Source organism: Gimesia sp. (genome assembly GCF_040219335.1).
Classification (GTDB): Bacteria; Planctomycetota; Planctomycetia; order Planctomycetales; family Planctomycetaceae; genus Gimesia.
The window spans coordinates 429920-454841 of the sequence record NZ_JAVJSQ010000029.1 but is presented as its reverse complement, the minus strand read 5'-3'; the positions used below and the strand labels follow the sequence as shown (position 1 = coordinate 454841).

20 protein-coding genes are annotated in these 24922 nt (G+C 51.5%); 16 read left to right on the top strand and 4 right to left on the bottom strand.

The annotated features are described in order from the left end of the window. Nucleotides 1-483 precede the first annotated feature (483 nt). Entirely contained in the window at nt 484-2142 is a 1659-nt protein-coding gene (locus RID21_RS23625) for an alanine/glycine:cation symporter family protein (protein ID WP_350193187.1), read from the top strand. Between the two features lie 103 nt (nt 2143-2245). Beyond that, nucleotides 2246-2683, top strand: a complete 438-nt coding sequence (locus tag RID21_RS23620; protein WP_350193185.1) for a universal stress protein — start codon at nt 2246-2248, stop codon at nt 2681-2683. A gap of 10 nt (nt 2684-2693) precedes the next feature. On the opposite strand, the gene RID21_RS23615 is transcribed toward RID21_RS23620, so the two are convergent. Next, entirely contained in the window at nt 2694-3455 is a 762-nt protein-coding gene (locus tag RID21_RS23615; protein WP_350193183.1) for a 3-keto-disaccharide hydrolase, read from the bottom strand. A gap of 505 nt (nt 3456-3960) precedes the next feature. Here RID21_RS23615 and RID21_RS23610 point away from each other — a divergent pair. The 7 genes from RID21_RS23610 (at nt 3961) to RID21_RS23580 (ending at nt 12300) form a co-directional block, all read left to right on the top strand. Next, nucleotides 3961-5016 carry a DUF3500 domain-containing protein gene (locus tag RID21_RS23610; RefSeq protein ID WP_350193181.1) on the top strand — a complete coding sequence of 352 codons (1056 nt, stop codon included), beginning with the start codon at nt 3961-3963 and terminating at the stop codon, nt 5014-5016. Nucleotides 5017-5716: 700 nt separating this feature from the next. Then, nucleotides 5717-6601, top strand: coding sequence for a sugar phosphate isomerase/epimerase family protein (locus RID21_RS23605; RefSeq protein WP_350193179.1), 885 nt, complete (start codon nt 5717-5719; stop codon nt 6599-6601). 284 nt (nt 6602-6885) lie between these two features. Then, entirely contained in the window at nt 6886-7593 is a 708-nt protein-coding gene (locus tag RID21_RS23600) for a PTS sugar transporter subunit IIA (RefSeq protein ID WP_350193177.1), read from the top strand. Between the two features lie 305 nt (nt 7594-7898). Then, the gene (locus tag RID21_RS23595) at nt 7899-8630 is read left to right on the top strand and encodes a PIG-L family deacetylase (RefSeq protein ID WP_145181216.1); all 732 of its coding nucleotides are present in this window, start codon (nt 7899-7901) and stop codon (nt 8628-8630) included. 167 nt (nt 8631-8797) lie between these two features. Further along, entirely contained in the window at nt 8798-9538 is a 741-nt protein-coding gene (locus RID21_RS23590; protein WP_145037342.1) for a PP2C family protein-serine/threonine phosphatase, read from the top strand. 87 nt (nt 9539-9625) lie between these two features. Beyond that, on the top strand, nt 9626-11206 hold the full coding sequence (locus tag RID21_RS23585; protein ID WP_350193175.1) for a hypothetical protein: 1581 nt from the start codon (nt 9626-9628) through the stop codon (nt 11204-11206). 257 nt (nt 11207-11463) lie between these two features. Next, nucleotides 11464-12300: a hypothetical protein gene (locus RID21_RS23580; RefSeq protein ID WP_350193173.1), complete on the top strand. Its 837-nt coding sequence runs from the start codon at nt 11464-11466 to the stop codon at nt 12298-12300. Nucleotides 12301-12306: 6 nt separating this feature from the next. On the opposite strand, the gene aroH is transcribed toward RID21_RS23580, so the two are convergent. Beyond that, a complete protein-coding gene (gene aroH / locus RID21_RS23575) occupies nt 12307-12678 on the bottom strand; it encodes a chorismate mutase (RefSeq protein ID WP_145181212.1) in 372 nt (123 codons plus the stop codon). 400 nt (nt 12679-13078) lie between these two features. Between aroH and lpxD the strand changes: the two genes are divergently transcribed. Both lpxD and RID21_RS23565 read left to right on the top strand, forming a co-directional pair. Continuing rightward, nucleotides 13079-14179 (top strand): UDP-3-O-(3-hydroxymyristoyl)glucosamine N-acyltransferase, encoded by a 1101-nt coding sequence (gene lpxD, locus RID21_RS23570; RefSeq protein ID WP_350193171.1) that lies wholly within the window; start codon nt 13079-13081, stop codon nt 14177-14179. Between the two features lie 46 nt (nt 14180-14225). Further along, nucleotides 14226-15116: an LpxI family protein gene (locus RID21_RS23565; protein ID WP_350193169.1), complete on the top strand. Its 891-nt coding sequence runs from the start codon at nt 14226-14228 to the stop codon at nt 15114-15116. Between the two features lie 9 nt (nt 15117-15125). Here RID21_RS23565 and RID21_RS23560 read toward each other — a convergent pair whose 3' ends face one another. Next, nucleotides 15126-15551 carry an FHA domain-containing protein gene (locus RID21_RS23560; protein WP_350193167.1) on the bottom strand — a complete coding sequence of 142 codons (426 nt, stop codon included), beginning with the start codon at nt 15549-15551 and terminating at the stop codon, nt 15126-15128. 619 nt (nt 15552-16170) lie between these two features. On the opposite strand from RID21_RS23560, the gene ppdK reads away from it, so the two are divergent. Both ppdK and fusA read left to right on the top strand, forming a co-directional pair. Beyond that, the gene (ppdK, locus tag RID21_RS23555) at nt 16171-18903 is read left to right on the top strand and encodes a pyruvate, phosphate dikinase (protein ID WP_350193165.1); all 2733 of its coding nucleotides are present in this window, start codon (nt 16171-16173) and stop codon (nt 18901-18903) included. 426 nt (nt 18904-19329) lie between these two features. Beyond that, the gene (gene fusA, locus RID21_RS23550; protein ID WP_350193163.1) at nt 19330-21474 is read left to right on the top strand and encodes an elongation factor G; all 2145 of its coding nucleotides are present in this window, start codon (nt 19330-19332) and stop codon (nt 21472-21474) included. A 28-nt stretch (nt 21475-21502) separates the two neighbouring features. On the opposite strand, the gene RID21_RS23545 is transcribed toward fusA, so the two are convergent. Continuing rightward, nucleotides 21503-22435, bottom strand: a complete 933-nt coding sequence (locus tag RID21_RS23545) for a dihydrodipicolinate synthase family protein (RefSeq protein WP_350193161.1) — start codon at nt 22433-22435, stop codon at nt 21503-21505. Nucleotides 22436-22599: 164 nt separating this feature from the next. On the opposite strand from RID21_RS23545, the gene RID21_RS23540 reads away from it, so the two are divergent. From RID21_RS23540 to trxA, 3 genes are read left to right on the top strand one after another with little or no spacing between them, the layout of a single operon-like run. Beyond that, complete coding sequence (locus RID21_RS23540) at nt 22600-23505, top strand: triphosphoribosyl-dephospho-CoA synthase (RefSeq protein ID WP_350193159.1); 906 nt, start codon at nt 22600-22602, stop codon at nt 23503-23505. Beyond that, entirely contained in the window at nt 23495-24001 is a 507-nt protein-coding gene (locus tag RID21_RS23535) for a 6-pyruvoyl trahydropterin synthase family protein (RefSeq protein ID WP_350193157.1), read from the top strand. Before RID21_RS23540 ends, RID21_RS23535 begins: the two co-directional genes overlap by 11 nt. A 54-nt stretch (nt 24002-24055) precedes the next feature. Then, on the top strand, nt 24056-24919 hold the full coding sequence (gene trxA / locus RID21_RS23530) for a thioredoxin (RefSeq protein ID WP_350193155.1): 864 nt from the start codon (nt 24056-24058) through the stop codon (nt 24917-24919). The last annotated feature ends 3 nt before the right edge of the window (nt 24920-24922 follow it).

The following is a 24922-nucleotide window of genomic DNA, read 5'->3' as shown; positions in this document are numbered from 1 at the left end:
GAGAAAACTTATCAGGCTCGCCTACTTCGGATTATGCCGGAAGCCAGCACCTGTTTGACTCGTTCTTTATATCAGCATCGTAGGCAGATTTATTATTTTTGACAACCAATATTGTCAAAATTCATCAATTGAGATCCAGTTTCAAAATCACCTTGGAATTCGCCCGTTTTTCCAGAATCGCCTTGGAGCGTAAATCTATATTTGATAGTATCATACAACAATCAGGGTCGCCTGATTCGGAGTAGCGCTTTTCAGGACCACTCAAACCTGGTCCTACACCAGACCCACTTTACTACCATCCTGAACTCATTTTCTCAAGAAATGCTGTAACACCACTCAAACTCTGTCGCTGGGAACTGTACCTGAAGACAGACAACGGATGAAATCGGAGTCAATCGCCGACCAATGTTACCTGCAAATGGGAACCGACTGAAAATGAAATACCAAAGGCTACCTGCCCCTGTTATCTTGCGTCCCCTGTTTATGACAGCTTTAATCCTCATCTTCTGTGGATGGTTAGCCTCCCCAAGCCAGGCACAGGATGACTCCCCCGCCGAGCAGCCAGCCAAAGCGGAACAGCAATCCGAATCACTGGAAGCCGCTTTGGAGAAAGCTGAAGCCGAGGCAGACAAACCTGCCACAGGTGGGTTTGCCCTGGTTGAACAAAAGGTGGATGAGCTATTCGGAAAGTTCAACGGTATTCTGGCGAAAATCATTTTTTATCCTGTCCCCATCACACCGACGCAAATCGAAAAGGGAACGGGAGTCCCGCTGGCGGTACTCTGGCTGGTGATCGGTGCCACATATTTCACATTACGAATGAACTTCATTAATATCCGCGCCTTCAAGCACGCAATTCTGCTGGTTCTGGGGAAATATGATAACCCTGAAGACGAAGGGGAAGTCACTCACTTCCAGGCTTTAACCGCTGCCCTGTCTGCCACTGTGGGCCTGGGAAACATTGCCGGGGTGGCTGTGGCGATCAGCACGGGTGGTCCGGGCGCCATGTTCTGGATGATGCTCGCCGGCCTGCTGGGCATGACTTCGAAATTCGCAGAATGTACTCTCGCCCAGATCTATCGACGCATTAATCCCGATGGCCGCGTGATGGGGGGACCGATGTGCTACCTGTCTACCGGATTAACTCAACAGTTCCCCGGCAATGCTTTTTTAAAAGGCCTCGGAGGTATCCTGTCCATCCTGTTTGCCGTCATGTGTATCGGCGGCTCACTGGCAGGGGGAAATGCCTTTCAGGTTAAACTATCTCTGGGTGCCGTAGCAGAGACCTTTCCCTTACTGAAAGAAAACAGCTGGGTGTATGGTCTGTTAATGGCGATCTTTGTCGGAATTGTGATTATCGGTGGAATTCGCAGCATTGCCCGAACTACGGAAAAGATCGTCCCCTTCATGTGCGGTATTTATGTGTTGGCTGGAATGGCGATCATCATCCTGAATATCCAGAAAGTCCCGGCATCGTTTATGGCCATCATCGAAGGTGCCTTTGCCCCGGACGCGCTGTATGGTGGAATCATGGGCGTGCTGATCATCGGCTTCCAGCGTGCGGCTTTCTCCAACGAAGCCGGCGTCGGGTCGGCAGCGATTGCCCACTCAGCCGCTAAAACCGAATATCCTGTCCGTGAGGGAATCGTAGCCTCACTGGGCCCCTTCATCGACACCATTGTGATCTGCACAATGACCGCACTGGTTATTATCATCACGGGTGCTTATAACGATCCGCAATATGCAGACCTGATCGCGTCCAATGAAGGTGCTGCCCTGACAGCAGAAGCAATGGACTCACAGATACCGTATTTTAAATACGTGCTCTCTGTCTCAGTGATTCTCTTTGCCTACTCAACAATGATCTCCTGGTCTTACTATGGAGAACGATGCTGGGCGTTTCTGTTCGGCGACAGCCAGAAAGTATCCATGGCTTATCGAATTCTGTTCCTGGTATTTGTAGTCCTGGGCTCGATTGTCTCGGCGACCAACGTACTTGACTTCGGTGACCTGATGATCCTGGGCATGGCCTTCCCCAACATCCTGGGTGTGCTGCTGCTCTCTAACAGGGTCAAACAGGAACTGGATAAATACTGGAGCCGTTATAAGTCAGGGGAATTCGATGAGCAGGCCAGTAATTGACCTGTCGTAAATTTCGAACAGTGCTGTTGCCCCTGACGTCGATTACATATAATTAAATCAGTCGTTTGTTTTCACTCTCTCCCATTCAGGAAAGCATGACATCATGAGCTACTTTCATGGCAAAAAAATTCTGGTTCCCGTCGATTTCTCAGAAACCTCTCTGGAAGCCATCAAGAAAGCCATTGAAATTGCAGAAGACCCGGCACTGGTGACCGTCGTGCATGTGATGATCCCGCTGGACCTGGTTTCCCCTGGCGTGCTGTTCGGCGGACTGACCGATGAAAAACGAACTGACCACGTCAACAAACTGGCAAAAGAAGAATTCGCGAAGCATCAGATTGAAGGTATCACCTTCGAAACCCTGATCGGAGACCCTGGAATTAAAATCGCCGACTTCGCGAAAGAAAAGGGGATGGACCTGATTGTCATCCCCTCACACGGTTATACCGGCATCACCCGACTGGCACTGGGATCTGTAGCTGAGCGGGTCCTGCGACATGCCCCCTGCCCGACGCTGGTACTGAGACAACCCAAACCCTGAATTTCGCTTTTCAGGATTCGCCGTTTTTCTTTGGCTTGGCGGGAGATTCCGGTGCAGGGGCGGGAGCCAGTTCTTCCACAACCAGATTACGAAAGTGAATTTCGGAACCTTCACTCTGCAGTGCGATAGCCCCTTTGCTGGGGTCGCAACCTGTGACCTCTCCCAGCTTGATGCCGTTGATCATCACCGAAATACTTCCGGAGCGACAGGTCAACACACACTTGTGCCATTTCCCGACAGGCAGATCCAGCGGAGTAGTCGGCGAAAGCTTGTTGGCAGATTTCGCACCACTTCCGGGAGTAGGAAACACGAAACCAGCTTCCGGTCGATGCAACTGTACCTGAAATGCTTTAGGCCAGACCTTATCAGGCTCTGCTGTGAAAAGCAGGATGCCACTATTGGCATTGGGATCACCCGGATACATCCACTCCATGCTGAACTGAAAATTTTCGTATGTCTTCTGGGTGCGAATGTAACCGTAAGGCTTCCCGGTACACGTTAAAACGCTGGGTTGATCCTGCCCGCCACTCACCACTTTCCAGGTTACGTTCGGATCAGTTTCCTTCGATTCTTCACTGACGAACTTCCAGTGATCCCAGAAATCACCTCCATTGAGCAGTTTCTCAGGTCCTGGCAAAGTCTTGGGAGCGGGTGGTGCTTTTTTCGCTTCAGGTTCCGGAGTCTTTTTCTCGCTTTCAGTCGGTGCTTCAGCCGGTGTAGAAGACTGTGCCCAAACTGTTTCAGGACTACAGAGAAAACAGAGTGCCGCCATGGACAATAAAAGTGAAGACCATCTCCTGATCAAGAAACCTGGTCTGGCGCAGACAGTCCCCCGCCTCCACTTCTCCCGAGATCGATGATGGAAATACAACACGCTGATTTTGCCCGACTTGACTGTTAAAAGAACCTGATTATGGAAATGTAGATAAAGAACAAATTATTCTAAGCCCACATTCATCAACATTCAATTATGGCCGGCGCTCCATCTGCCAGTTTTCAAAAATGGCCTGCCTCCCCATTCTCTGAACACAAAGCCACACCATCAGACTAACAATGGCCCGGAGGGGATACCAGTACCAATTCCATGCATTTCGCTACATTCGGGAACTTCTATAACGATTAAATGGGTCTGTCAGGCAGCCCACCAAAGCCTGCACCGAACTTCCAATCTCCAGCGATCTGTGAATTTTATTTGACGGTCAAGTTCCGGGATTGATAAACTGTTCTAAGAACCGGAACAATCTACCCTCTCTCCTTTAAAAAAGATTGGTGCTCTCATGCAATTTAATCCTGGCTCCTCCCCTGATAATAAATCTCCCGAATTTCTGCAGATCTCTCGACGGCACTTCGTCAGGACCATGGGAGCCGCCCTGGCAGGATCTCCACTACTGGGTGCAGAGCATCTGCTGGCAGGCCAGTCGGATCCTCCGGCCAAAACATCTGCTCCAGAACCACTGGTTAAACAATTATTTGAAAGCCTCACACCGGCCCAGAAATCCAAAGTCTGTTTCGACTGGGATCATAAGAGCAAATCAGGATTGCTCCGCCAGAAGATTCAAGCTAACTGGAACATCACCAAGCCTTATGTTACCAGTGATTTCTACACCAAAGACCAGCAGGAGTTGATTGAAGCCATCTTCTTCGGCCACTTCGACCCGAGCTGGCACAAAAATATCCGTCAGCAGCTCCTGGATGACCAGGGAGGCTACGGTGAAGAACAGTCGATTGCCATTTTTGGAACCCCTGGTACAGATCGGTTTCAGTTTGTCATGACCGGCCGACACACAACGGTTCGCTGCGATGGTGACAGCGCCGAGCATCTGGCATTTGGTGGCCCCATCTTCTACGGTCATGCTGCTGAAGACTTCAATGAAAAACCGGATCATCCGGGAAATGTTTTCTGGCAACAGGCACTCAAAGCCAATCAGGTTTATAAAATCCTTGATGGGAAACAACGCAAAGAGGCACTGATTGCTCAAGCCCCCCAGGAATCACGGGTGCAATTCAAAAAGTCAGCAAACCAGATCACCGGTCTGCAGATTGCCGATATGACTAAGGACCAGAAACAGGAAATGCAGAGTGTTCTCAGCCTGTTATTGGAACCGTTCCGAACCTCAGACCAGCAGGAAGTGCGCAAGTGCATTGACACCCAGGGTGGACTGGACCAGTGCCGAGTCTCATTCTATCAGTCCGGAGATATCGGCAATGATGAAACCTGGGACATCTGGCGGCTGGAAGGTCCTTCCTTCGTCTGGCATTACCGCGGTGCCCCCCACGTTCATGTGTGGGTCAACGTATCAGATGATCCCAAAACGAAGATCACCACCACTTAATTAAGCGAATGTGCGCCGCAGGGGACTGAATTCCAGCCCCTGCTTCTGTCGTTCACTTCCACTGAATTGACAACGCTAAGTGGCTTTTCATCTTTACAGAAAAACCGGGATCACAGTGCGCCCACAATTGCCCACTGCCGGGCAAAGTATAAGCCACCAGTGGAAAATAAATGAGCGGTTGAGTATGCGGGCCTCGGTCTACATAACTCACCGCTACGGGTGCACGTCATCATTTTCACCACGTAAAACTGATGATCAATCCACATCGAAACTAATCACTAAGCGTGTTGTATCCCTGCCTTGATTCCCGTTTCGAATAGTCATGAATCAACTGCAAAAAATTTAGTGCAATCGGAAACTCATGAATAATTCAAGCGCAGAAAAAATATTTCCCAGGCTAACAGAAGAGAAACAGAAAGTTCTTTCAACTCATTAAAACCTTGTTTGATGTCGGTTGACTTTCTGTCGCGATAGACAATATTGGTTGATAGCAATTCTTGTTTTCCAGTTTTAGTATGGAAAAATAATTGCGATTACTTATGATACGCTCTGCCGTATCAGTTTCGCTGTCAGCAGAATAAAAAATCTGACAGCGTAAAAGCCGGGCAGCCCTGGCAGATACTTTTGTTATTCACAATCGGAATCTTTTTTCTGATTGTAAATATAGACCTGATCTACTCTCCAGACAGCAGGTGACCGAGTGACTAAAGAGCTTCTCTCACAGCAAAAAGTCAGTTCGTTCTCAACTCCAGCTTCCTCAATAAAACCAGATCATGCCAGCCCGTCACTCTCGCTGTCAGAGCGCATTTCAATCAACCAGATAACCACCTATCACTGGTCGTTCAAAGAAAGTTTGAACGGCCTGCTTTCGGCAGGCATCCCTGCGATTGGTCTGTGGAATCGAAAAGTTCTGGACCTCGAACCTGCAGAGGCAGCGGAACTGGTCATCGATTCCGGAATGAAGGTCTCCTCAGTCTCCCTCGCTGGAGGTTTTACAGGCTGCAATGAATATGCGTTTGAAGATGCCATTGCTGATGCGATCCAACTGATCTGCTTCGGTGGTCAGGTTAATGCCTCCGCCATCCAGATCGCCAGTGGACCTCGAGCGGGACACACACTCAATCACGCCCGTGACTTGACCACGGAAGCTCTCAAACGACTGGGGGATGTTGCCTCACTCACCGGGACCCGGTTGGCACTCAAAACAATGCGATCCCCGCAGTCCCGCCACTGGACATTTCTGAATTCTCTGCATGCGAACCTGGAACTGATTGATGCCTGCGGGCATCCTGCAGTTGGCCTGGCACTGGAACCGGCATTGCTGCTCAACGAAGATAATCCAGAGCAGTTACTCTCCGAAATCATGCCACTCATTGCCTCAGTTCAAGTTTCCGACGGGGACATCTCTGAAGAACTGACCGACGAGTTCCCTCAGTACCAGTTGCTCGAGATGATCCATGATTCCGGCTACAAAGGTTTCTATGACCTGGAAATCTGGTCCGAAGAAGTCTGGCAATCCGACTACGAATCCCTGTTGAGCCGTGTGCGACAACTCACTCAGGTAGAGTCTTCCCGCTACGAATAGTCGTACAGCAACCGCCCCCATTCCCCGGAACTGCTGGGAATCATCGCGTCTGTAGATTGATTCCGGGCTCCCAGTTGGTTTACCATGGTTGACAGAGACGATCTGCACATGCAGCACACCAACTTCTAAATTCCAGCCAGTTTATTCCTCCCCGCATACTCCCTGCTTTTGTTGGTAAGCAGAATGTCTCTTGAGTTGATGCAATTCCCCGCTCTCCAGTATGCGGTGAAGAAATACCCCGAATCAGTCCGTCTCGGTCCCACTCACAGACATGGTAACCAGCAATGGAGCATGAATCTTACAGCCTGGATGATTTAGCAAGACAGCTAGGTCGTGACAAACGCGAGTTGGAAAAACTGGTGAGCCGGGGCAGAATTCCCGGCCGTAAGGTTAACGGAGAATGGCTGTTCAACTCGACCGAAATCACACACTGGCTTGAGCAGGAGATGCGGAGCTACTCCACAACCGAGCTGGAACTTGTAGAACAGACCCACCCCACGACTCAATTGGATTCAGAGCACTTGATCAGCAGCCTGATGCCTGAAGAGTTGATGGAAGTCCCCCTGGATGCCCGCACCAAACGCTCCGTTCTGGAAAGTCTGATCGAAATTGCCGGTCGAACCTGGCAGATCTGGGAGCCGTCAGCCGTCCTGACCGCTATCCAGGAACGTGAAGAAGCGTACCCGACCGCCTTTGATAACGGCGTTGCAATCCCACACCCCCGTAATCCACTCTCTGATGCCGTCGGAGAACCGGTCATCGCTTATGGCAGAACACTCACAGGAATCCCTTTTGGCTCAGACAGAGGCGGTCTGACGGACATCTTTTTCCTGGTGATCTGCTCGGACACAGCGACACACCTCTCTGTTCTGGCGCGACTGGGACGAATGCTGCAACTTCCCGATTTTGTTGATCTGCTGCGCGAGGCAAACTCTCCTCAGGAGACCAGACAGGTGATCATCGAAGCGGAAAAACAGGTTGCAGAACAGTAACATTCGTCACCAGTGAGCTCAGCCGGTTCTCTGTGTCCCTGATGATTCATCTGAAATTCATCCTGCAGTCACATCGAAATCTGTCCGGGACTCGATTGATCCGTTTCCTGAGATAATCCGACAGACATCATTGACGAATCTGTCTCAAGCACAAAGAATAGTTTTCACTGCTCGAACTTTCGCCCCTGTCTGAAACCATGCTCACAATCAAGTTCTGTACAGGGCGCCCCTACCAGAAAACAAACGGGCAAAGAATTAAAACGATCAACATCAATCATATCTGAACGTGATAAAGAATAACCGCCATGAACGTAGAACTGCCTGAACCGCTGGATGTAATTGCCGTAGGTGCCCATCCCGATGATGTCGAAATTGCCTGTGGCGGTACTCTGGCCAAACTGGTCCAGCAGGGATACCGGGTGGGCATTATCGATCTGACTGATGGTGAACCCACTCCTCTCAGCCCCGGGCCTGAACATCGTCTCGAGGAAGCCCGAAAGGCTGCAGAGATTCTGGGAATTCATGTCCGGGAAACCCTGGAACTGACCAACCGGCGGTTATTTGACAGTTTTGAAAATCGTGTCGCACTGGCAACGCTGTTTCGCAAATACCGCCCCAAAGTCGTCCTGGGCCTGGCAGGTAAAACCCCCATGGCCTCCCCTGATCACTGGCAGGCGATGCAGATCACGGACGCCGCAGTTTTCTATTCGCGTCTGACAAAATGGAATGAGCACTTCAGTCACACAGAGCCGCATACCATTCAGAAGCAGGTCTGGTACCCCCTCGGCTTCGGCTCACTGAATTACCCGGAAGGCAGCGGGCAGTTCGTGGTCGATATTTCCGAAACGATGGACCAGAAACTGGAATCGATTCGCGCCTATCAGTCGCAGTTTCCCCCAGAAAAGAAACGTGTCTACCGGCTGGTCGAGAGCCAGAACAGGCTGGTCGGCACCAGTGCCGGTTTTGAAGCAGGTGAACTCTTCATCTGTGCCACGACCCTGGGAGTCCGGGATCTGGTACAAACGGTCTGCCCCTGAAATGCTTCATAAGACACTAAAAAACCAGCAGATACGGCATTATTAAAATTTCCATCGTCATAAAAAGATGTTATGATATTATCAGAAATCGCACATGTGTCCCCTACGGACATCGGGATTGAGTAGCCACTTTTTGATTTTTTATCGACGCACATACAGGCTCATTAATGGTTGAAATTCGTTACGGCAAAGTCAGCATCACGGGAAATTTCCGGGAGAACAATGAAGATAATTTCTTCATTGATGAATCGCGGAAGTATTTTCTGGTTGCCGACGGTATGGGCGGACAATGTGCCGGAGAGAAAGCCAGCCAGTTAGCAGTTGAGTTGATTCCCAAACGACTGGATGAGCTCATCGACTTTAATTCCACTCCCACAGGAGAGGTTGTGCAGTCGATCGATAAAGCTGTTGCGCATGCCAATGGTGAGATCATGGCTCTGGGCGAATTGGATCCCAATTGTCGCAGCATGGGGACAACGATTGTCTTCGTGGTTCAGGTTGGCGGAGAGCTCTTTATTGGCGGAGTCGGTGATAGTCGAGTTTACCTGCTCCGAGACGGAAAACTGCATCAGCTTACCACCGACCATTCACTGACCCAGGCACTGGTCGATGCAGGCACAATCACCCCGGAAGAAGCATTAACGCACCGTTATAAAAATGTGCTTTATCGGTACCTGGGAACCAAAGATGGCAGTGCAGGAACCCAGGCCCAGCAACTGGCACCGCAGCCACAGGATCGCATCATTCTCTGTTCGGATGGTGTTACCGACGGAATTCCCGACGAGAAACTGCAGGAACTGCTCAGTCAGTATGACGACCCGCAACAGGCGGCTGAAGAAATTGTCAAGTCGGCCCAGGAAGGTGGCTCGAAAGATAACATCACCTGTATTGTGCTGCACGTCAGCTGACCCCCCCTTTCAGAAATGCCGGTTCATATCCGGCAGCGGCAACGGAGCCCTTTTTCGTCGACGCCCTGTTTTCTATCTGGCTGATCAATGCGAGTCCGATCCTTCATCCCGTTTCTGATCGCCATTCTGCTTACACTGGGTCTGTTTTATTCTGATTCCATCTCACTGGGTATCCCCGGAGAATGGAGCTGGCAACGAATCCCTTTCACAGGACCAAGCGTCCTGTTCGGTGTCATAGTCGCCGGCCTGATTCTCGCCGCATATCTCTTGCTGGTTGTCTGGGGCCATACGCGTATCAGTAACTGCCGTCGTGGCGAGTTGCTTGCCTGGCTCACAGGATTAGTCATCGCCAGCCTGACCTGGTCATTCTACCTGCAGGACAGCCCCCCGGCGGAATACTCTCTCTCCAAGGCTCCTTTCGTGTTGTACTACAAAGGATCTTCCGGATACTTCACAGAAGCAAATACCAACATCAAAGACGTTGCCACCTACCTCTCTGAATACGAAACCAAAATGGAGGGAGGAGACGTACTGCACGAAGGGACGCACCCTCCCGGTCTGCCCCTGTTCTATCGATCGTTGATCTGGCTCTGTGACACCTGGCCGGGACTGCAGTCCTTCCTAGTCGAAACGCAACCAGCGTCCTTTCAGATCGCCTGTGAAATTATTGCAGAGACGACCGCGGTCACTCCTGATCCACTGACCCAACGGGATCGGGCCGTACTCTGGCTGGCGACCCTGATCACCCTGCTCGCTTCTGCACTGGCCGTGATTCCCCTTTTTCTACTTGCCCACGAATTCTGTTCGCGCAGAATCAGCTGGCAGGTCGTTGCATTCTGGCCACTGATACCTGCAGCACTCATCTTTCAACCTAAGTCAGATGCACTTTATTCCGTTCTGGCGGTATCGTTTCTTTACTGCTGGGTTGCCGCCTGGCGTCGGAAGTCTGCAGCCTGCTTTATCCTGGCGGGACTATTGATCTGGAGTGGTTTGTTTCTAACGCTCGCCTTTCTACCGGTTGCGCTGTGTGCCGTTCTTTATTCACTACTCTCCGCATGGAAACAGAGAGCAGAAACAACTCCACATCAATTCCCCTGGAAACGATTGTTTGCAGCGGCAGGCTGGAGCCTCCTGGGATTTGCTGTCCCGCTGATCCTGTGTGCGGTTCTGTTTCAGCTCAATCTGCCTCGGGTCTGGATTCTGAATCTCCAAAACCATGCCGGCTTCTATGATGAATATCCCCGCACATACTGGAAGTGGCTGTTGCTGAATCCCCTGGAGATCAGTCTATCAATCGGGCTACCTGTTATCTGGCTGGTTCTCAAGTCACTATGTCGGCGCCCTGATCCAGATCTCAAAACAGGATCAACCCACGCGACCTCCGTGTATCCCCTGTTATATTCCTGTCTGCTTGTGCTCGGACTACTCTGGCTCTCTGGCAAAAACATGGGAGAAGCCGCTCGCCTCTGGCTCATCTTTCTTCCCTGGTTCCTCTTGATGACCATTCCTGTCTGGCAGCTTCGCCAGCAGCAATTTGAGGTTTCTCAAGAACAGCCTCCTTCCTCTCTCAGACAGCAGACTTTCTGGATTGGTACTCTGGTCGCTCAGGCAATTGTCTGCGTCGCGACGGTCTTTCGTATCACCGGTTTTCATTTCCCCCCAGGTTAGATATCTCCAGAGCGATTTAACTCCAGCGTCGCGATCCGCTATATTCCCTACAACCCGATAAGTCGGAATTCCCGGCAAAACAGTCTTCCCAATTCACAGTTTCCGACGATAAGCATTGTGTGCGCCCTGCCTGATCAATCGCTGCGGTCCAGTTCTGTAACTGTGGTTTGCCGCTGCCTGAACTGATAGAGGTGTCTCCCTTGACCGTTTAGTTTCAACCCCGAATACTTCCAGAGCCAGACTGCAGGTTGCCTCTCATGGCGAAGTTTAAACTCGGTTTCCTTTCTACACTCAACTGCCTGTGCATGGTTCTGTTTTTGAGTGCGGGATGTGCGGACGACTCCCTGGAATTCACCGAACTCAAGCAGGTCAATGAGAAGGTGACTGAGGCAGAACTCAAGCGTTACCTCAAAGTCATTGAGCTTCTGCCACAACAGAAGCTGCCTGCCTTCCCATCGGTTTATGCTCCGGCGCCATCCTGGAGCCACATCCGGTCGCTGCCGATCGAGGATCTGGTTCACAGCGAGCAGAATAACCTGTCACTGCTCTGGGATGTGAATCGCATTGGGGATCAGTTCGGACTTCGCAATCGCAGCCTGAAGAAAGCACTCCGCAGACGGGACATGTCGAAAGAACAGTTTATCTGCTACACGCTTGCACTGGGCCTGGCGGCCAGCCGAAATCAGCTGCGCGAGGATCAGGACCTGGAGGAAGTCATTGAAAAGGGTAATAAAACGATTCATCAGTTGAAACTGGATAAACGCCCTTTCTCTTCGCTCTCCCTGGAAGAGCGTCACCGCACTTTGCATGAAGCCATGTGGATTTCCCGGGTAAACCGGGCCGAACACCTGATACAGGTTCCCCCGGAAAACATGAATCTCGTTAGAGCCCACTGGGATGAATTACAGAAAGTTCTTCCTCCGGAGTTCCTGAAAAATCCGCTGGATGAACTCAGCGACATCCTGGAAGAAAGAGGGATTCCCTTCACCTTCCCAGAGGACGACGCGGACGAGCTGCTGCACTGGACTTCGACTAATGCAATTATTGGCAACGATGAGCCAGACCCCGAACCGGAACAAACCCGGATTCAGTAAGAGGACCTATTGAGCTGCGGCGACGTCCGGCCGCAGTTTTTGAGCTTCATTCAGGTAAACGTGTACCACTTCGGACTGTTTCTGGTCAGTATTTACGTGAATCATCACACGAATACAGCGAGGCATCGCACCTTTTACGGCGATTTCAGAGGCACAAATCAGAGGGACCGATTTCATTCCCAGCTCACGGGCTGCCTCTGCCGGAAAGGCGGATGTCAGGTCAGGCGTGGTGGTAAAAAATACGGAGACAATGTCTTCGTAGTTTTCAATCCGATTCGCTTTGAGCAGTTGTTCCAGCAGTTCACGTGTCGCAGACAAAACCTCTGCTGAAACGTCCTGAGTCACTGTTGTTGCACCACGAATTCCACGTACCGACATCGTTATTACCAAGCATTCCTGAAAAATCTTCTGCCGCACAACTGAACATACGAATCAGCCCATGCAACCTGATCAACGTAAATTAAGCCTATTCCATCAAAATAACATCCTAACTAATTCTTCGGCTGTTGGCTACCAGTGGCATTCCTGAATTCTGAGGAGACTCCGACCACAAGACAAAGAAGCAGCACAGCTCACCGCCCTGCTTATCATCTCAAGATGTGGAAACAATTTCCGTCTCAGTTAAAAAATGCTCTTGCGTTACTTTTGTAAAATCAGGTAAAAATCATCCGATTCCGGGAAATCAGGATTCTAAGAGTGCCAGGATGGTATCTCATTTTCCCGTATTCAATCAGACAATTGAAATCGCAAACGTACATCTCTCGGAAAGGACTCCTTGATGTCGACGACGGTGGAGTGGATCGCCCAAGAACTGAATTGCCCGGCCCGTGGCAATCAGAGGCTGGAAATACATGGAGCGGAATCCGTTCTTAAAGCGGGTCCTCATGATATCACTTTTGTGGGCGATGAACTCAACCTGAAACGCCTCAAGTCGAGTCAGGCTGGCGCCGTGATCATTGAGCAACGCCTGGAAGAGTCGTTCCAGAAAGCTTTTGAATCCACCCCGATGACCTCCCTGACCGTGGTGGATGCCCAGGCTGCCTTCATCAAAGTCATTCAAAAACTCCGCCCTGCTCGGGAGCTTCCCGAAATCGGCATTTCTCCTGCAGCTGATATCAGTGACCAGGCCACAATCGGTCAGAACTGTCACATTTATCCGCGGGTCACGATTCGCCCTGGTGTCAAAATTGGAAACAACTGCCGGATTTACCCTGGCGTCTACATCGGTGATGATTGCGTCCTCGGTGACGATGTGACCATTCATGCCAATACAGTTCTTTACCCGGATGTCAAAATCGCTGACCGGGTTTTAATTCACGCAGCAGCTGTCCTGGGATGTGACGGCTTTGGATATCGCTTCGAAAATGGTCGGTACGTCAAGATTCCTCATCTGGGCAGTGTGCGTATTGAAGATGACGTGGAAATTGGTGCCGGAACAACCATCGACCGGGGTATGATCGGCCCAACAGTCATCGGTCTGGGAACTAAGATCGATAATCAGGTGATGATCGCCCATAACTGCGAAATCGGAAAACATAACGCGTTTGCTTCACAAGTCGGTTTTGCCGGTTCGATTACCACAGGAGATTACGTTCGCTGTGCAGGACAGGTCGGTATCGCAGACCACGTGCACATCGGTGATCAGGCTACGCTGGGCGCCCGGGCTGGTGTCCACCGCGATATCCCGGCCGGCGAAGTCCATATCGGAACACCTGCAGCGCCTGAAAAAGAACAACGGAAAATTGTGATGTCTATCCGCAAGGTTCCTGAAATGCGGAAACAGATCCGTGAACTGGAACAGCAACTTAAAGCACTCACACAGCAGTTCGAAGCTCTGAACGATTCGAATCAGATCAACGACAAATCAGCGCTTACCTGAGTCTTCATTTCAAAACCCGTTTCAACGTGAAACTGACTGATTCATGATGAATACATTACAAACTCCCCCTCCCGATACCCGACGACAGATCGGATTGCTGGCTGGTGCAGGCCGCTTCCCAATCGTCTTCGCGGAGCAGGCACAGCAACAGGGTTATTCCGTCTGTTGCCTGGGCATCTTCGGCATGGCCAGTGACGAACTGATGGACATCTGCGATACGTTCCACTGGATTCCCCTGGCACGCATCGGCCGGGCAATCAAATTGTTCAAACGGGAACAAGTCAAACGCATTGTGATGGCGGGCAAGATTGAAAAAACCGTCCTGTTCAGCCCGTTTCGAATTTTCAAACTGTTACCCGATTTCCGCACGCTGCATATGTGGTATCGTTACGCCAGGGAAGATCGTAAAGACGATACTTTGCTCCTGGCGGTGATCAAAGAATTTGAGCGTGACGATCTATTTTTCGAATCAGCACTGGATTATTGCCCGGAGTTACTTGTGAAACACGGATTTCTGACAAAACGACGTCCCAGCCACTCACAGTGGGAAGACATTAAAATGGGTTGGGATATTGCCAAGCAGATGGGCCAGTTAGACATTGGACAAAGTATTGTCGTGAACGATAAAGCCATCATCGCTGTTGAAGCGATTGAAGGGACTGATCGTGCGATTCAACGGGCCGGCCAGCTTTGTAAACGAGGCGGTTTTACCGTCGTCAAAGTTGCTAAACCTCAGCAGGATCGTCGATTTGATGTCCCAACGGTCGGTATCAAAACACTACAGACCATGCACGAAGCAGGCGGACGGGTTCTGGCAATTGAAAGCAACCAGACGATCATGATCGATCAACAGGAAGTTGCCGACCTGGCAGACAAACTGGGAATCGCGATCGTTTCACTCAACGAAGAAGAACTCTCACTGCAACTGGCTGGCTGAGTTAGCAGTTTATTCTGACGCCAGTTTCATCTCACTGTCACCATCGGACTCTGGCTTTTCATCCACGCTCTCGACTTCCAGGTTAAACGCGGTCAGCATCTCGGTATGCAGGTTATTCTCCTCCACCGAGACCTGTTGTTTTTTGTGCTTGCCAGTCAGTTCTACCTCGAAACGGGTCGAAGCAATCGAGAGTTCATCCCCTGGCAGTAGAGCACCGCGGGTGATTTTCTGACCGTTCACACGAGTCCCGTTCGTGCTGCACAGATCTCTCACGAATAGAAGACCGTCCGTTTTGATAATCACGCAATGAATCTTAGAGATGCTATTTTTATCGATTTGAACGTCACACAGGTCCGATTTCCGACCGACCACTGTAACGTCTTTATCAATCAGAATCGGCTGACCACCATTTAATGGAATCAGTTTCGCTATCATGGTACAGCCCGCGTCGAGAACTCGAGATTTGTAAGTGAAGAAATGGAAGTGAGTTAACATGATCCCGAGATCGGCCCCCTGCCCGGAATCACAAGCGCTCAATTAAATGTTATCACAGCTGAAGCAAATTTCCACGCTAATTCTGCTCACTTCAGGAGAATCAACCCGCTGCCAGCGCTGATTACGTCAGCTTTGGTGATGATTCAGAGGATTTCCGGGAGCGTTTAACCCGAATCTATCCAGTCGCTTGACGGCCAGACGGAGCAATGGTAGTGTCCCTAGTAAATATGCTGCAATCCGATGGCTTAACGTACAGCTACCACATCCGCTACTAACAGCAGATTGCCCGGACGGAACGACTTCGAACGAGGTCCCATCGGAATCACTGGATAGCAACCGCCAGAGACGAGTCTGTCTTCCAACAAAATAATCAGCAGCTGGCAAATTCTTGCCGACTGTCGCGTGTTAGGAATTGAGCAGGAGAGGGACTGAATCTTCAGTCCCGCATCTTACTGGGAAGCTGCGAGCTTCTGAACAATAGATATGTACTAGTCAGCGTCCGGTTTCTTTGCGTGAAGGGACCGACAAGCTGATTGATTAACATTTAGAGGAATTAAGTATGTCAGGTCAAAAGTATGTGTACTTCTTCGGTGATGGAAAAGCAGATGGCGACGCCACATTGCGCAATTCCCTAGGGGGGAAAGGGGCCAACCTGGCAGAAATGATCAACATCGGGCTCCCGGTCCCCGCTGGTTTCACCCTGAATACAGACGTCTGTATTCACTATAGTAAGACCGGTGGAGAATACCCCGAGGGTGTAGAAGCTCAGGTTGAAGAAGCACTGGCCAAAGTCGAAGAAGCCATGGGCGCAAAATTCGGTTGTGACACCAACCCGCTGCTGGTCTCCTGCCGTTCAGGTGCCCGGGAATCCATGCCCGGTATGATGGACACCGTTTTGAACATCGGTCTGAACGATACCACTGTCGAAGCACTGGCGAAACAGTCCGGCAACGAGGCATTTGCCTGGGACAGCTACCGCCGCTTCGTGCAGATGTACGGCGATGTGGTTATGGGTATGAAAGGTGAGCACGAAGATCCTTTTGAACATGCTCTCGAAGCCAAGCGTGAAAAAGCCGGCGTCAATTACGACTCTGAACTGAGTGCCGAACACCTCAAAGAACTGGTTGCCGAGTTCAAGACCCTCATCAAAGAAAGCACTGGTAAGGAATTCCCCACCGACCCCAAACAGCAGATCTGGGGTGCCATCGGTGCTGTATTCAGCAGCTGGGACAACGACCGGGCTGTTGTTTACCGCCGTGACTACGGGATTCCTCACAACTGGGGAACCGCCTGTAACGTACAAGCTATGGTTTACGGAAACCTGGGAGACGACTGTGCGACTGGTGTGGGCCTGACCCGTAACTGTTCTACCGGTGAACCTGGTTTCTGTGGCGACTACCTGATCAACGCCCAGGGTGAAGACGTGGTGGCCGGTATTCGTGCTCCCAAACAGATCGAAGCCACTCTGAGCAGCGATATGCCGGAAGGTTATAAGCAGCTCGAAGAAATCGGTCAGATCCTGGAAAAACACTACAAAGATGTGCAGGACATCGAGTTCACCATTCAGCGTGGTAAAGTCTGGATGCTGCAGACTCGTAACGCAAAACGAACCGGTTTTGCCGCCGTCCGCATCGCCGTCGATCTGGTTAATGAAGGTCTGGTCAGCAAAGAAGAAGCTATCACCAAACGCCGGATTCCTGCTGACGACCTGAACCAGCTCCTGCAGCCGATTTTTGACCCGGTTGAAAAACAGAAATCCGCCCAGGAAGGCAATCTGCTGACCAAGGGAATCAACGCCGGTCCGGGTGCTGCAAGTGGTCACATCTGCTTCAGTGCTGAAGAAGCCGAAGCCATTTTCAACCGTGACAATTCGGCGCAGTTGGTACTCGTTCGTCGAGAAACCAGCCCCGAAGACCTTCGCGGGATGCGTGTTTCCAAGGGGATTCTGACCGCCCTGGGTGGTGCCAGCTCACATGCTGCCCTGGTGAGCCGCCAGATGGGTAAAGCCTGTGTTGTCGGTGCTTCTGAACTGAAGATTGACTCCGCAGCTGGAACCATCACTGCCGGCGACAAGGTCCTCAAAAGCGGCGACTGGATCAGTATCGACGGTTTCACAGGCGAAATCTTCGCCGGTAAAGTGGAAACCAAACCGAGTGAAATCGTGGAAGTGCTGATCTCCAAAACCATGAAACCGGAAGACTCAGAAGCATTTCAACGATACCAGCAACTAATGAGCTGGGTTGACGAAATCCGCAAGCTGCGTGTTCGGACTAACGCTGACCAGCCCGATCAGGCAGCTGAAGCCATTGCTTTCGGTGCTGAAGGGATTGGTCTGTGTCGAACCGAGCACATGTTCTTCCACCACCTCGCTGAGATCCGCGAAATGATCGCTGCCGGCGATGTGGAATCACGCACCAAAGCTGTGAACAAGCTGCTGCCCTTCCAGCGTGAAGACTTTACCGGCATCTTTAAGGCCATGAACGGCCTGCCGGTAACCATTCGTCTGCTGGATCCGCCGCTGCACGAGTTCCTCTCTGATCGCCATCTGGAAGAGAACCCGACTCTGGCTGAAGAGTTGGCAAACGAACTGGGTGTAACAGTCGAATTCATCCGTCGCCGCGTAGAAGAGCTGCACGAGCTGAACCCGATGTTGGGTCATCGTGGCTGTCGTCTGGGTATTGTTTATCCGGAAATCACCGCGATGCAGGCCCGGGCTATTATGGAAGCCGCCTGCGACGTGCAAAAGGAAGGCATCAAAGTGCATCCTGAAATCATGGTGCCTCTGGCTGGATTCCAGACAGAATTCGATAACCAGGCCAAGATCATCCGTGAAGTTGCAGAGCAGGTTCTGGAAGAAAAAGGCGTCAAGGTTGAGTACATGGTCGGAACCATGGTTGAACTGCCGCGTGCTGCCATCTGTGCAGATCAGATCGCAGAAACCGCTCAGTTCTTCAGCTTCGGGACCAACGACCTGACCCAGACCACTCTGGGTATGAGTCGTGACGACTACGGTACCTTCATCGGTCACTACCGAGAAAATGACATCATTCCTGCAGACCCGTTCCAGACCATCGATCAGGATGGTGTCGGACGTCTGATGCAGACCGGTGTCGAACGTGGTCGGAGCACTCGTTCTGATCTCAAGATCGGGATTTGTGGTGAACACGGTGGTGATCCTGCCAGTGTGATCTTCTGCCACGGACTGGGTCTGGATTACGTCAGCTGCTCACCTTTCCGGGTTCCAATCGCCCGTCTGGCAGCAGCTCAGGCTGTGCTGGAAGAAAAAGCATAAGCTTAGTTAAAGTTTGAACTTACCTGCAGGGAGAATTTCATCTGAAATTCTCCCTGTTTTTTTCCCTTTCACATTCGGCTTCTGACGTATACAATGTTGAGGCAATAAATCAGGGAGTTTTCGGAATTTAACCAAAAATCCTCTTCCCCCGAAGTCGATACAACGATAAGATTCTACGCTCACACCTTACGCTCAGATTATCTACTTGCGAATGTATCGGATGTCAGTGATCCCTTGTTGTGAAAACCTGCCGGGTCAACCATCACACCAGTAGAGTGATGCGATTTGCGGGGCCTGCCTCCCTGTAAAACTTGAGAGCTTCTTCTCAAAAGTTCCGAATAATATTGAGCTCTTGATCAAGGTCGGTACGTTGCCGATCATTTTGTATCCATAACACGTTCCCTAAAGTAAACCTGCACTAAAGCCATGAAAAATCTGGACAAGTATCGAAACATTGGTATTTCGGCTCACATCGACTCTGGTAAAACCACACTTACCGAACGGATTCTGTACTACTCAGGCCGAATCCACAAAGTGCGTGAAGTGCGAGGGGGTGACGGTGGAGCAACCATGGACAGTATGGACCTGGAGCGTGAGCGTGGGATTACCATCGCTTCTGCCGCCACACAGGTGCAGTGGAGAGACTATACTGTCAACATCATCGATACCCCGGGCCACGTTGACTTTACCGTGGAAGTGGAACGTAGTCTTCGCGTACTGGACGGTGCCGTTCTGGTTCTCTGCTCGGTAGGCGGTGTACAGAGCCAGTCTCTGACCGTTGACCGTCAGATGAAACGTTATGGCGTCCCCCGTATTGCCTTCATCAACAAGATGGACCGTACCGGTGCTGATTCTGCCAGTGTAATCAAGCAGATCGAAGAAAAGCTGCACGTTGTCCCTCTGCCGCTGCAGATTCCGATGGGCGAAGGTGCTCAGTTCGATGGTGTGGTTGACCTCGTAACCATGCAGGCTGTCACCTACGAAGGCGAACAGGGTGAAAAAGAAGTCCTCGGCGAAATTCCTGAGCAGTTCAAAGCTGCTGCTGAAGAAGCTCGCGCCGCGATGCTGGAAACCCTCTCCATGTTCAGCGACGACCTGATGGTCGCCCTGCTGGAAGAGGCAGAAATTCCCGTTGACGACATTTACAAAGTCATTCGTGAAGCGACTCTGTCTCACGAAATCACCCCCGTCATGATGGGAACAGCTTTCAAAAACAAAGGTGTGCAGACTCTGCTTGACGCCGTGGTTCGCTTCCTGCCCAGCCCGCTCGATCGTGAAATCTCCGCGATTGACCTGGACGCCCAGCAGAAAGCCATCAAAGAAGGAGCAGAAGATACTCACAGCGATTCGTTCCGTACGAAGCTGTCTCACTCTTCCGACAAACCTCTGGTCGCCATGGCCTTCAAGATTGTCGACGAAACCTTCGGTCAGCTGACCTACATGCGAATCTATCAGGGTAAAATTGAAAAAGGTCAGAGCTACGTCAACACCCGAACCGGGAACTCTACCCGCTTCGGCCGGTTGGTGCGTATGCACGCTGACAGCCGTGAAGACGTTGATGTAGGTGAAGCTGGTGACATTATCGCAGCTGTAGGTATGGAGTGTGCCTCCGGGGATACGTTCTGTAGCGATGGTGAAAACTACGCTCTGGAAAGTATCTTTGTACCTGAGCCTGTGATTCGTCTCTCGATCGAACCACTCGACCGGGACGGTGCCGATCGTCTGGCTAAAGCGATTCAGCGATTCAACCGCGAAGACCCCACCTTCCACGTGATGACTGATGAAGAAACCAATCAGACCATCATCGCTGGTATGGGTCAGTTGCACCTCGATGTTTACATCGAACGTATCAAACGCGAATACAAAGTCGAATGTATCGTGGGTGAACCCCGTGTGGCTTACCGCGAAACACCGACCATCCCTGTGGAATACAACCACAAGCACAAAAAGCAGACTGGCGGTTCCGGTCAGTACGCACACGTCGTTGGTAAAATTGAGCCGATGGCAGTGGAAAACGACAGCGAAACCTACGAATTTAATAATGCGATCACTCAGGGGCGTATTCCCAAAGAATACATTCCGGCTGTGGACAAAGGATTCCAGCGGGCTCTCGTTAAAGGCCCCTTGTGCGAATGTGAAGTTGTGGGAGTTTCCGCCACTCTGTCAGACGGTAGCTACCACGATGTTGACTCTTCAGAAATGGCGTTCAACGTTGCCGCATTCAACTGTATGCGTGACTCTCTGAAGAAAGCAAACATGGCACTGCTCGAGCCGATCATGAAACTCGAAGTGGAAGTTCCTGAAGAATTCCAGGGTGCTGTCACTGGTCATATCGCTCAGAAACGTGGTGTGATCAATACATCGGAAACCAAAATGGGAACGAGTGTCTTCATCGCTGAAGTCCCGCTGGCAAGCATGTTTGACTATGCCAACGAACTGCGTTCCATGACCCAGGGTAAAGGTGGATTCAGTATGGAATTCTCACGCTATGCCCAGGTTCCACGTAACATTCAGGAAGAAGTCGTTGCCCGTCGTCTGAAAGAAAAAGAAGAACGGATGGCAACTGCCTGATTCTGAGAATCAAACGAAAAGCCCCGTTTTACGAAACGGGGCTTTTTTGTTGCGCCAATTCAGCTTCCGCAGCCAGAACCGGCTCCATCAGCTGACGAATTTCTGCTTCCTGTTCGCTGGTCAGTGTCCGCTGAGGTGGCCGCGGAGGCCCGAAATCTGCACCGGTCAGAGTAATGGCATACTTCAACATGCTGATGTTGAAGCTGTCCCCGCAGCGTGCCCGATAATCTTCGATCGGCAGGATTAGTTGCTGAATCCGCATTCCGTCGGCATAGTCGCCCGCGAGAAACGCCGCGTGCATCGCCAGCGACAGATGCGGACACACATTCCCGGCTCCGCTGGTAAATCCACCTGAACCAGCCAGCATGTAATAAGGCGCAAACCGCTCCGCAGAACCGCAGACCCATTCCATGCCTTCCGTATCGGCGCTGACCGTTGTGCGGAACTGATGCATCTGATTCACCGAATACTTGACTCCCACGGCCCGCTCGTCAGCGGCCAGTTCCAGCAGCAGCTCATCACTGGGAATCGCCGCTTTCTTATAGAACAAGGTAGGACAGTCGGCAGCGTCCATCACGGCACGGTAATACTCTTCCGCCCCGCGATCACTCATGTAAGGATGAGCAAAAGGCATGAACATGATGCCGGTGGCCCCTGCCTCCAGACAGTCAACCGCCAGTTGCTTTGCTGCATTTACCTGGTAACCGATGGGTGCAAAAATCAGGGTTTCCGGACCGGTCACTTCGCGAGTGATCTTCACCAGTTGCACAATTTCTTCTGGTAGCAGACTATGAAATTCACTGGTCCCTGCCCCAGGTAGATATACACGCATGCCTGCCTCATACAGTTTCGCCGTGTGTGCCGACTGCATCTCGACGTTGATCCGATCCTGCTGATCGAAGGCGGTCAGTGGGACAATATGCACAGTTTGCAGCTGTTGACGCTCAATCGATGGGCTCATAAAACAATTCCTGTTACCTGTTCGGTTCAAGTTGTCAGAGACTTCAATTCTCTGGATGGATTCTGCAGAATTGACCTCGGAGTGAATTCCCCCGCAAGATACTTAACAGTCTTTACTTACTGTTGTACGCAGATTTTCACCGACCATCAATCAATCCAGCGTATATGAGTCAAAATAAAGCACAACTCGAAAACTGGTGCTATCTGGCCTGCCTGCTCGAAGCGACCTCACAAAAGCCGGGGAATGTGCACCCCGGCGCCTCGTTTCCCGATCTGACATACGTCGATTTCCTCCACTCTGCACGGGCGATTGCCCCCCTGCTCCCACAGTCAGAGCCAGGCAGTATAGGCGAAACCGTCTTGAACTGCATCACAGCAACCCGGGATGTCTCTGCCAGCAACTCCAACCTGGGCATGGTCCTGTTACTGGCCCCTCTGCTGGCCGTACCGACTGAGCTAACCATCTCTGAGGGGATTGAATCGATTCTGGATGGATTGAGTATCGCCGACGCACTTCTGGTTTACGAGGCAATCAGAGTGGCCTGTCCGGGGGGCCTGGGAGCGACGGAAACGCAGGATATCTCAGACGAACCAACGGGCACACTGCGCGAAGTCATGGCCCTGGCAGCTGAGCGGGATGCCATCGCGCGAGAATATGCCAGCGGATTTCAAATCACCCTCCAGACAGCGGTCCCCGCACTGCAGGAATTCTGGAATCAATCCTCAGACTGGGAGACCGCCGTCATTCGTCTGCAGCTCCAACTGATGGCCGACTGTCCGGATACATTGATCGCCCGTAAGTGTGGGCTAGCTGAAGCGGAGGAAGCTGCCCGGCGAGCTCGCGAGACCTTACAGGCGGAAAACCTTGAGAGCAGCTTGCAGGAACTTGACCACTGGTTGCGCGAGACAGGAAATCGCAGGAATCCGGGAACGACAGCCGATTTAATCGTCGCGGCTTTGTTTGTTGCCCTGCGGGACGGTTTCATCAAGCCCCCTGCACTGGCTACAATCAGAGAAAAAGTCCCTCCACCTCTTCAAGCGGAATTGAGCTCGTTAATTCATGAAGGATAGCGTCCCCCGATACAAAGTTCGCGTTACCAAAGACCACCTCGTCTTCAGTGCGGCACACTTTATCACATTCAACGGCAATATCTGTGAGCGTCTGCACGGTCACAACTGGCGTGTCGCTGCTGAGCTGACCGGGCCTCTCGACGAAAACGGTTATGTCTTCGATTTCATTGCGCTTCGCGATCAGTTGCAGAAAACGGTAGACGCGCTCGATCACCGTGTTCTGCTTCCCACACTTCACGATAAAATTAAAGTCAGGGAAGATCAGAATGAAGTCGAAGCCACTTTCGAAGAGCGGCGCTGGGTTTTCCCGCGTGAGGACTGCATCCTGCTGCCGATTGCCAATACAACGGCTGAATTAATCGCGCACTGGATTGGCCAGGAGTTGTTGACTGTGATAGGATCAGATACCGCAAGTCAGATCGAATCAGTCCAGATTGAAGTAGAAGAAAATTTCGGGCAGTGGGCAATCTGCGAACTCCCTGTCCCCCGGAACTGATTGTCAAACCACCAGAGTTTCCCTTCCTGGGGATCTCAGATAAGGAAACACAACATGTCAGCCAATGCCCCCTGGATCATTGATGTTACCGAAGAGAACTTCGAAACCGAAGTCCTGCAGAAGTCGCAACAAATACCGATCATCATTGATTTCTGGGCTCCCTGGTGCGGGCCCTGTCAGCAGCTGGCTCCCATGCTGGAAAACGTGCTCAACGAATTCCAGGGAAAAGTCCACTTGGCCAAAATCAATATCGACGAACAACAGGGCCTGGCGGCCGCATTCCGCGTGCAGTCGATTCCGACTGTGGTCGCCTTCCTGAACGGGCAACCCGTCGATCATTTCCAGGGGATCCTGCCCGAAGAGTCACTGCGGGAATGGGTAACGCAGCTGGTACCTTCCCCCCTCGATATGTTGCTGCAGGAAGGTCAGATCCTGGAAGAGACCGATCCAGCGGCCGCAGAAGGCAAGTACCGTGAAGCAGCAGAACTCGATCCGAAAAACGATGCCATCAAACTGCGACTGGCCGCTGTGCTGGCAAAGCTGTCTCGCTTCGATGAATCTGGCAAGATCATCGCAGAACTGGAAACCCGCGGCTTTCTGGAGCCCGAGGCGGAGCAGATTAAATCACAGCTCGAACTGCAGGCTGCCGCGGACGAAGCGGGTGGGGTGGAAGAGGCTCGCAAAGCATTGGAGGCGGATCCTGATAATGCAGACCTGAAAATCGCATTGGCTGACGCCCTGGCCATATCCAACAAACATGAAGAAGCCCTGGAAATCTGTCTGGCGATCATCGCAGAAGATAAGGCGGGAGCTGGCGTGGAAGCCAAAGCCACGATGTTGCGAATCTTCGATCTGCTGGGGCCACAGTCAGCCCTGACCAGCGCATACCGTCGCAAGCTGGCGACTCTTCTCTATTAAAAG

Bases quoted from the DNA above. Each gene is read 5' to 3' on its own strand.
- RID21_RS23620 (WP_350193185.1), top strand. From the start codon at position 2,246: ATGAGCTACTTTCATGGCAAAAAAATTCTGGTTCCCGTCGATTTCTCA.
- RID21_RS23610 (WP_350193181.1), top strand. From the start codon at position 3,961: ATGCAATTTAATCCTGGCTCCTCCCCTGATAATAAATCTCCCGAATTT.
- RID21_RS23585 (WP_350193175.1), top strand. From the start codon at position 9,626: ATGCGAGTCCGATCCTTCATCCCGTTTCTGATCGCCATTCTGCTTACA.
- ppdK (WP_350193165.1), top strand. From the start codon at position 16,171: ATGTCAGGTCAAAAGTATGTGTACTTCTTCGGTGATGGAAAAGCAGAT.
- RID21_RS23595 (WP_145181216.1), top strand. From the start codon at position 7,899: ATGAACGTAGAACTGCCTGAACCGCTGGATGTAATTGCCGTAGGTGCC.
- RID21_RS23565 (WP_350193169.1), top strand. From the start codon at position 14,226: ATGAATACATTACAAACTCCCCCTCCCGATACCCGACGACAGATCGGA.
- RID21_RS23540 (WP_350193159.1), top strand. From the start codon at position 22,600: ATGAGTCAAAATAAAGCACAACTCGAAAACTGGTGCTATCTGGCCTGC.
- aroH (WP_145181212.1), bottom strand. From the start codon at position 12,678: ATGTCGGTACGTGGAATTCGTGGTGCAACAACAGTGACTCAGGACGTT.
- RID21_RS23590 (WP_145037342.1), top strand. From the start codon at position 8,798: ATGGTTGAAATTCGTTACGGCAAAGTCAGCATCACGGGAAATTTCCGG.
- RID21_RS23560 (WP_350193167.1), bottom strand. From the start codon at position 15,551: ATGATAGCGAAACTGATTCCATTAAATGGTGGTCAGCCGATTCTGATT.
- RID21_RS23535 (WP_350193157.1), top strand. From the start codon at position 23,495: ATGAAGGATAGCGTCCCCCGATACAAAGTTCGCGTTACCAAAGACCAC.
- RID21_RS23545 (WP_350193161.1), bottom strand. From the start codon at position 22,435: ATGAGCCCATCGATTGAGCGTCAACAGCTGCAAACTGTGCATATTGTC.
- RID21_RS23615 (WP_350193183.1), bottom strand. From the start codon at position 3,455: ATGGCGGCACTCTGTTTTCTCTGTAGTCCTGAAACAGTTTGGGCACAG.
- fusA (WP_350193163.1), top strand. From the start codon at position 19,330: ATGAAAAATCTGGACAAGTATCGAAACATTGGTATTTCGGCTCACATC.
- RID21_RS23625 (WP_350193187.1), top strand. From the start codon at position 484: ATGACAGCTTTAATCCTCATCTTCTGTGGATGGTTAGCCTCCCCAAGC.
- RID21_RS23600 (WP_350193177.1), top strand. From the start codon at position 6,886: ATGGAGCATGAATCTTACAGCCTGGATGATTTAGCAAGACAGCTAGGT.
- lpxD (WP_350193171.1), top strand. From the start codon at position 13,079: ATGTCGACGACGGTGGAGTGGATCGCCCAAGAACTGAATTGCCCGGCC.
- trxA (WP_350193155.1), top strand. From the start codon at position 24,056: ATGTCAGCCAATGCCCCCTGGATCATTGATGTTACCGAAGAGAACTTC.
- RID21_RS23580 (WP_350193173.1), top strand. From the start codon at position 11,464: ATGGCGAAGTTTAAACTCGGTTTCCTTTCTACACTCAACTGCCTGTGC.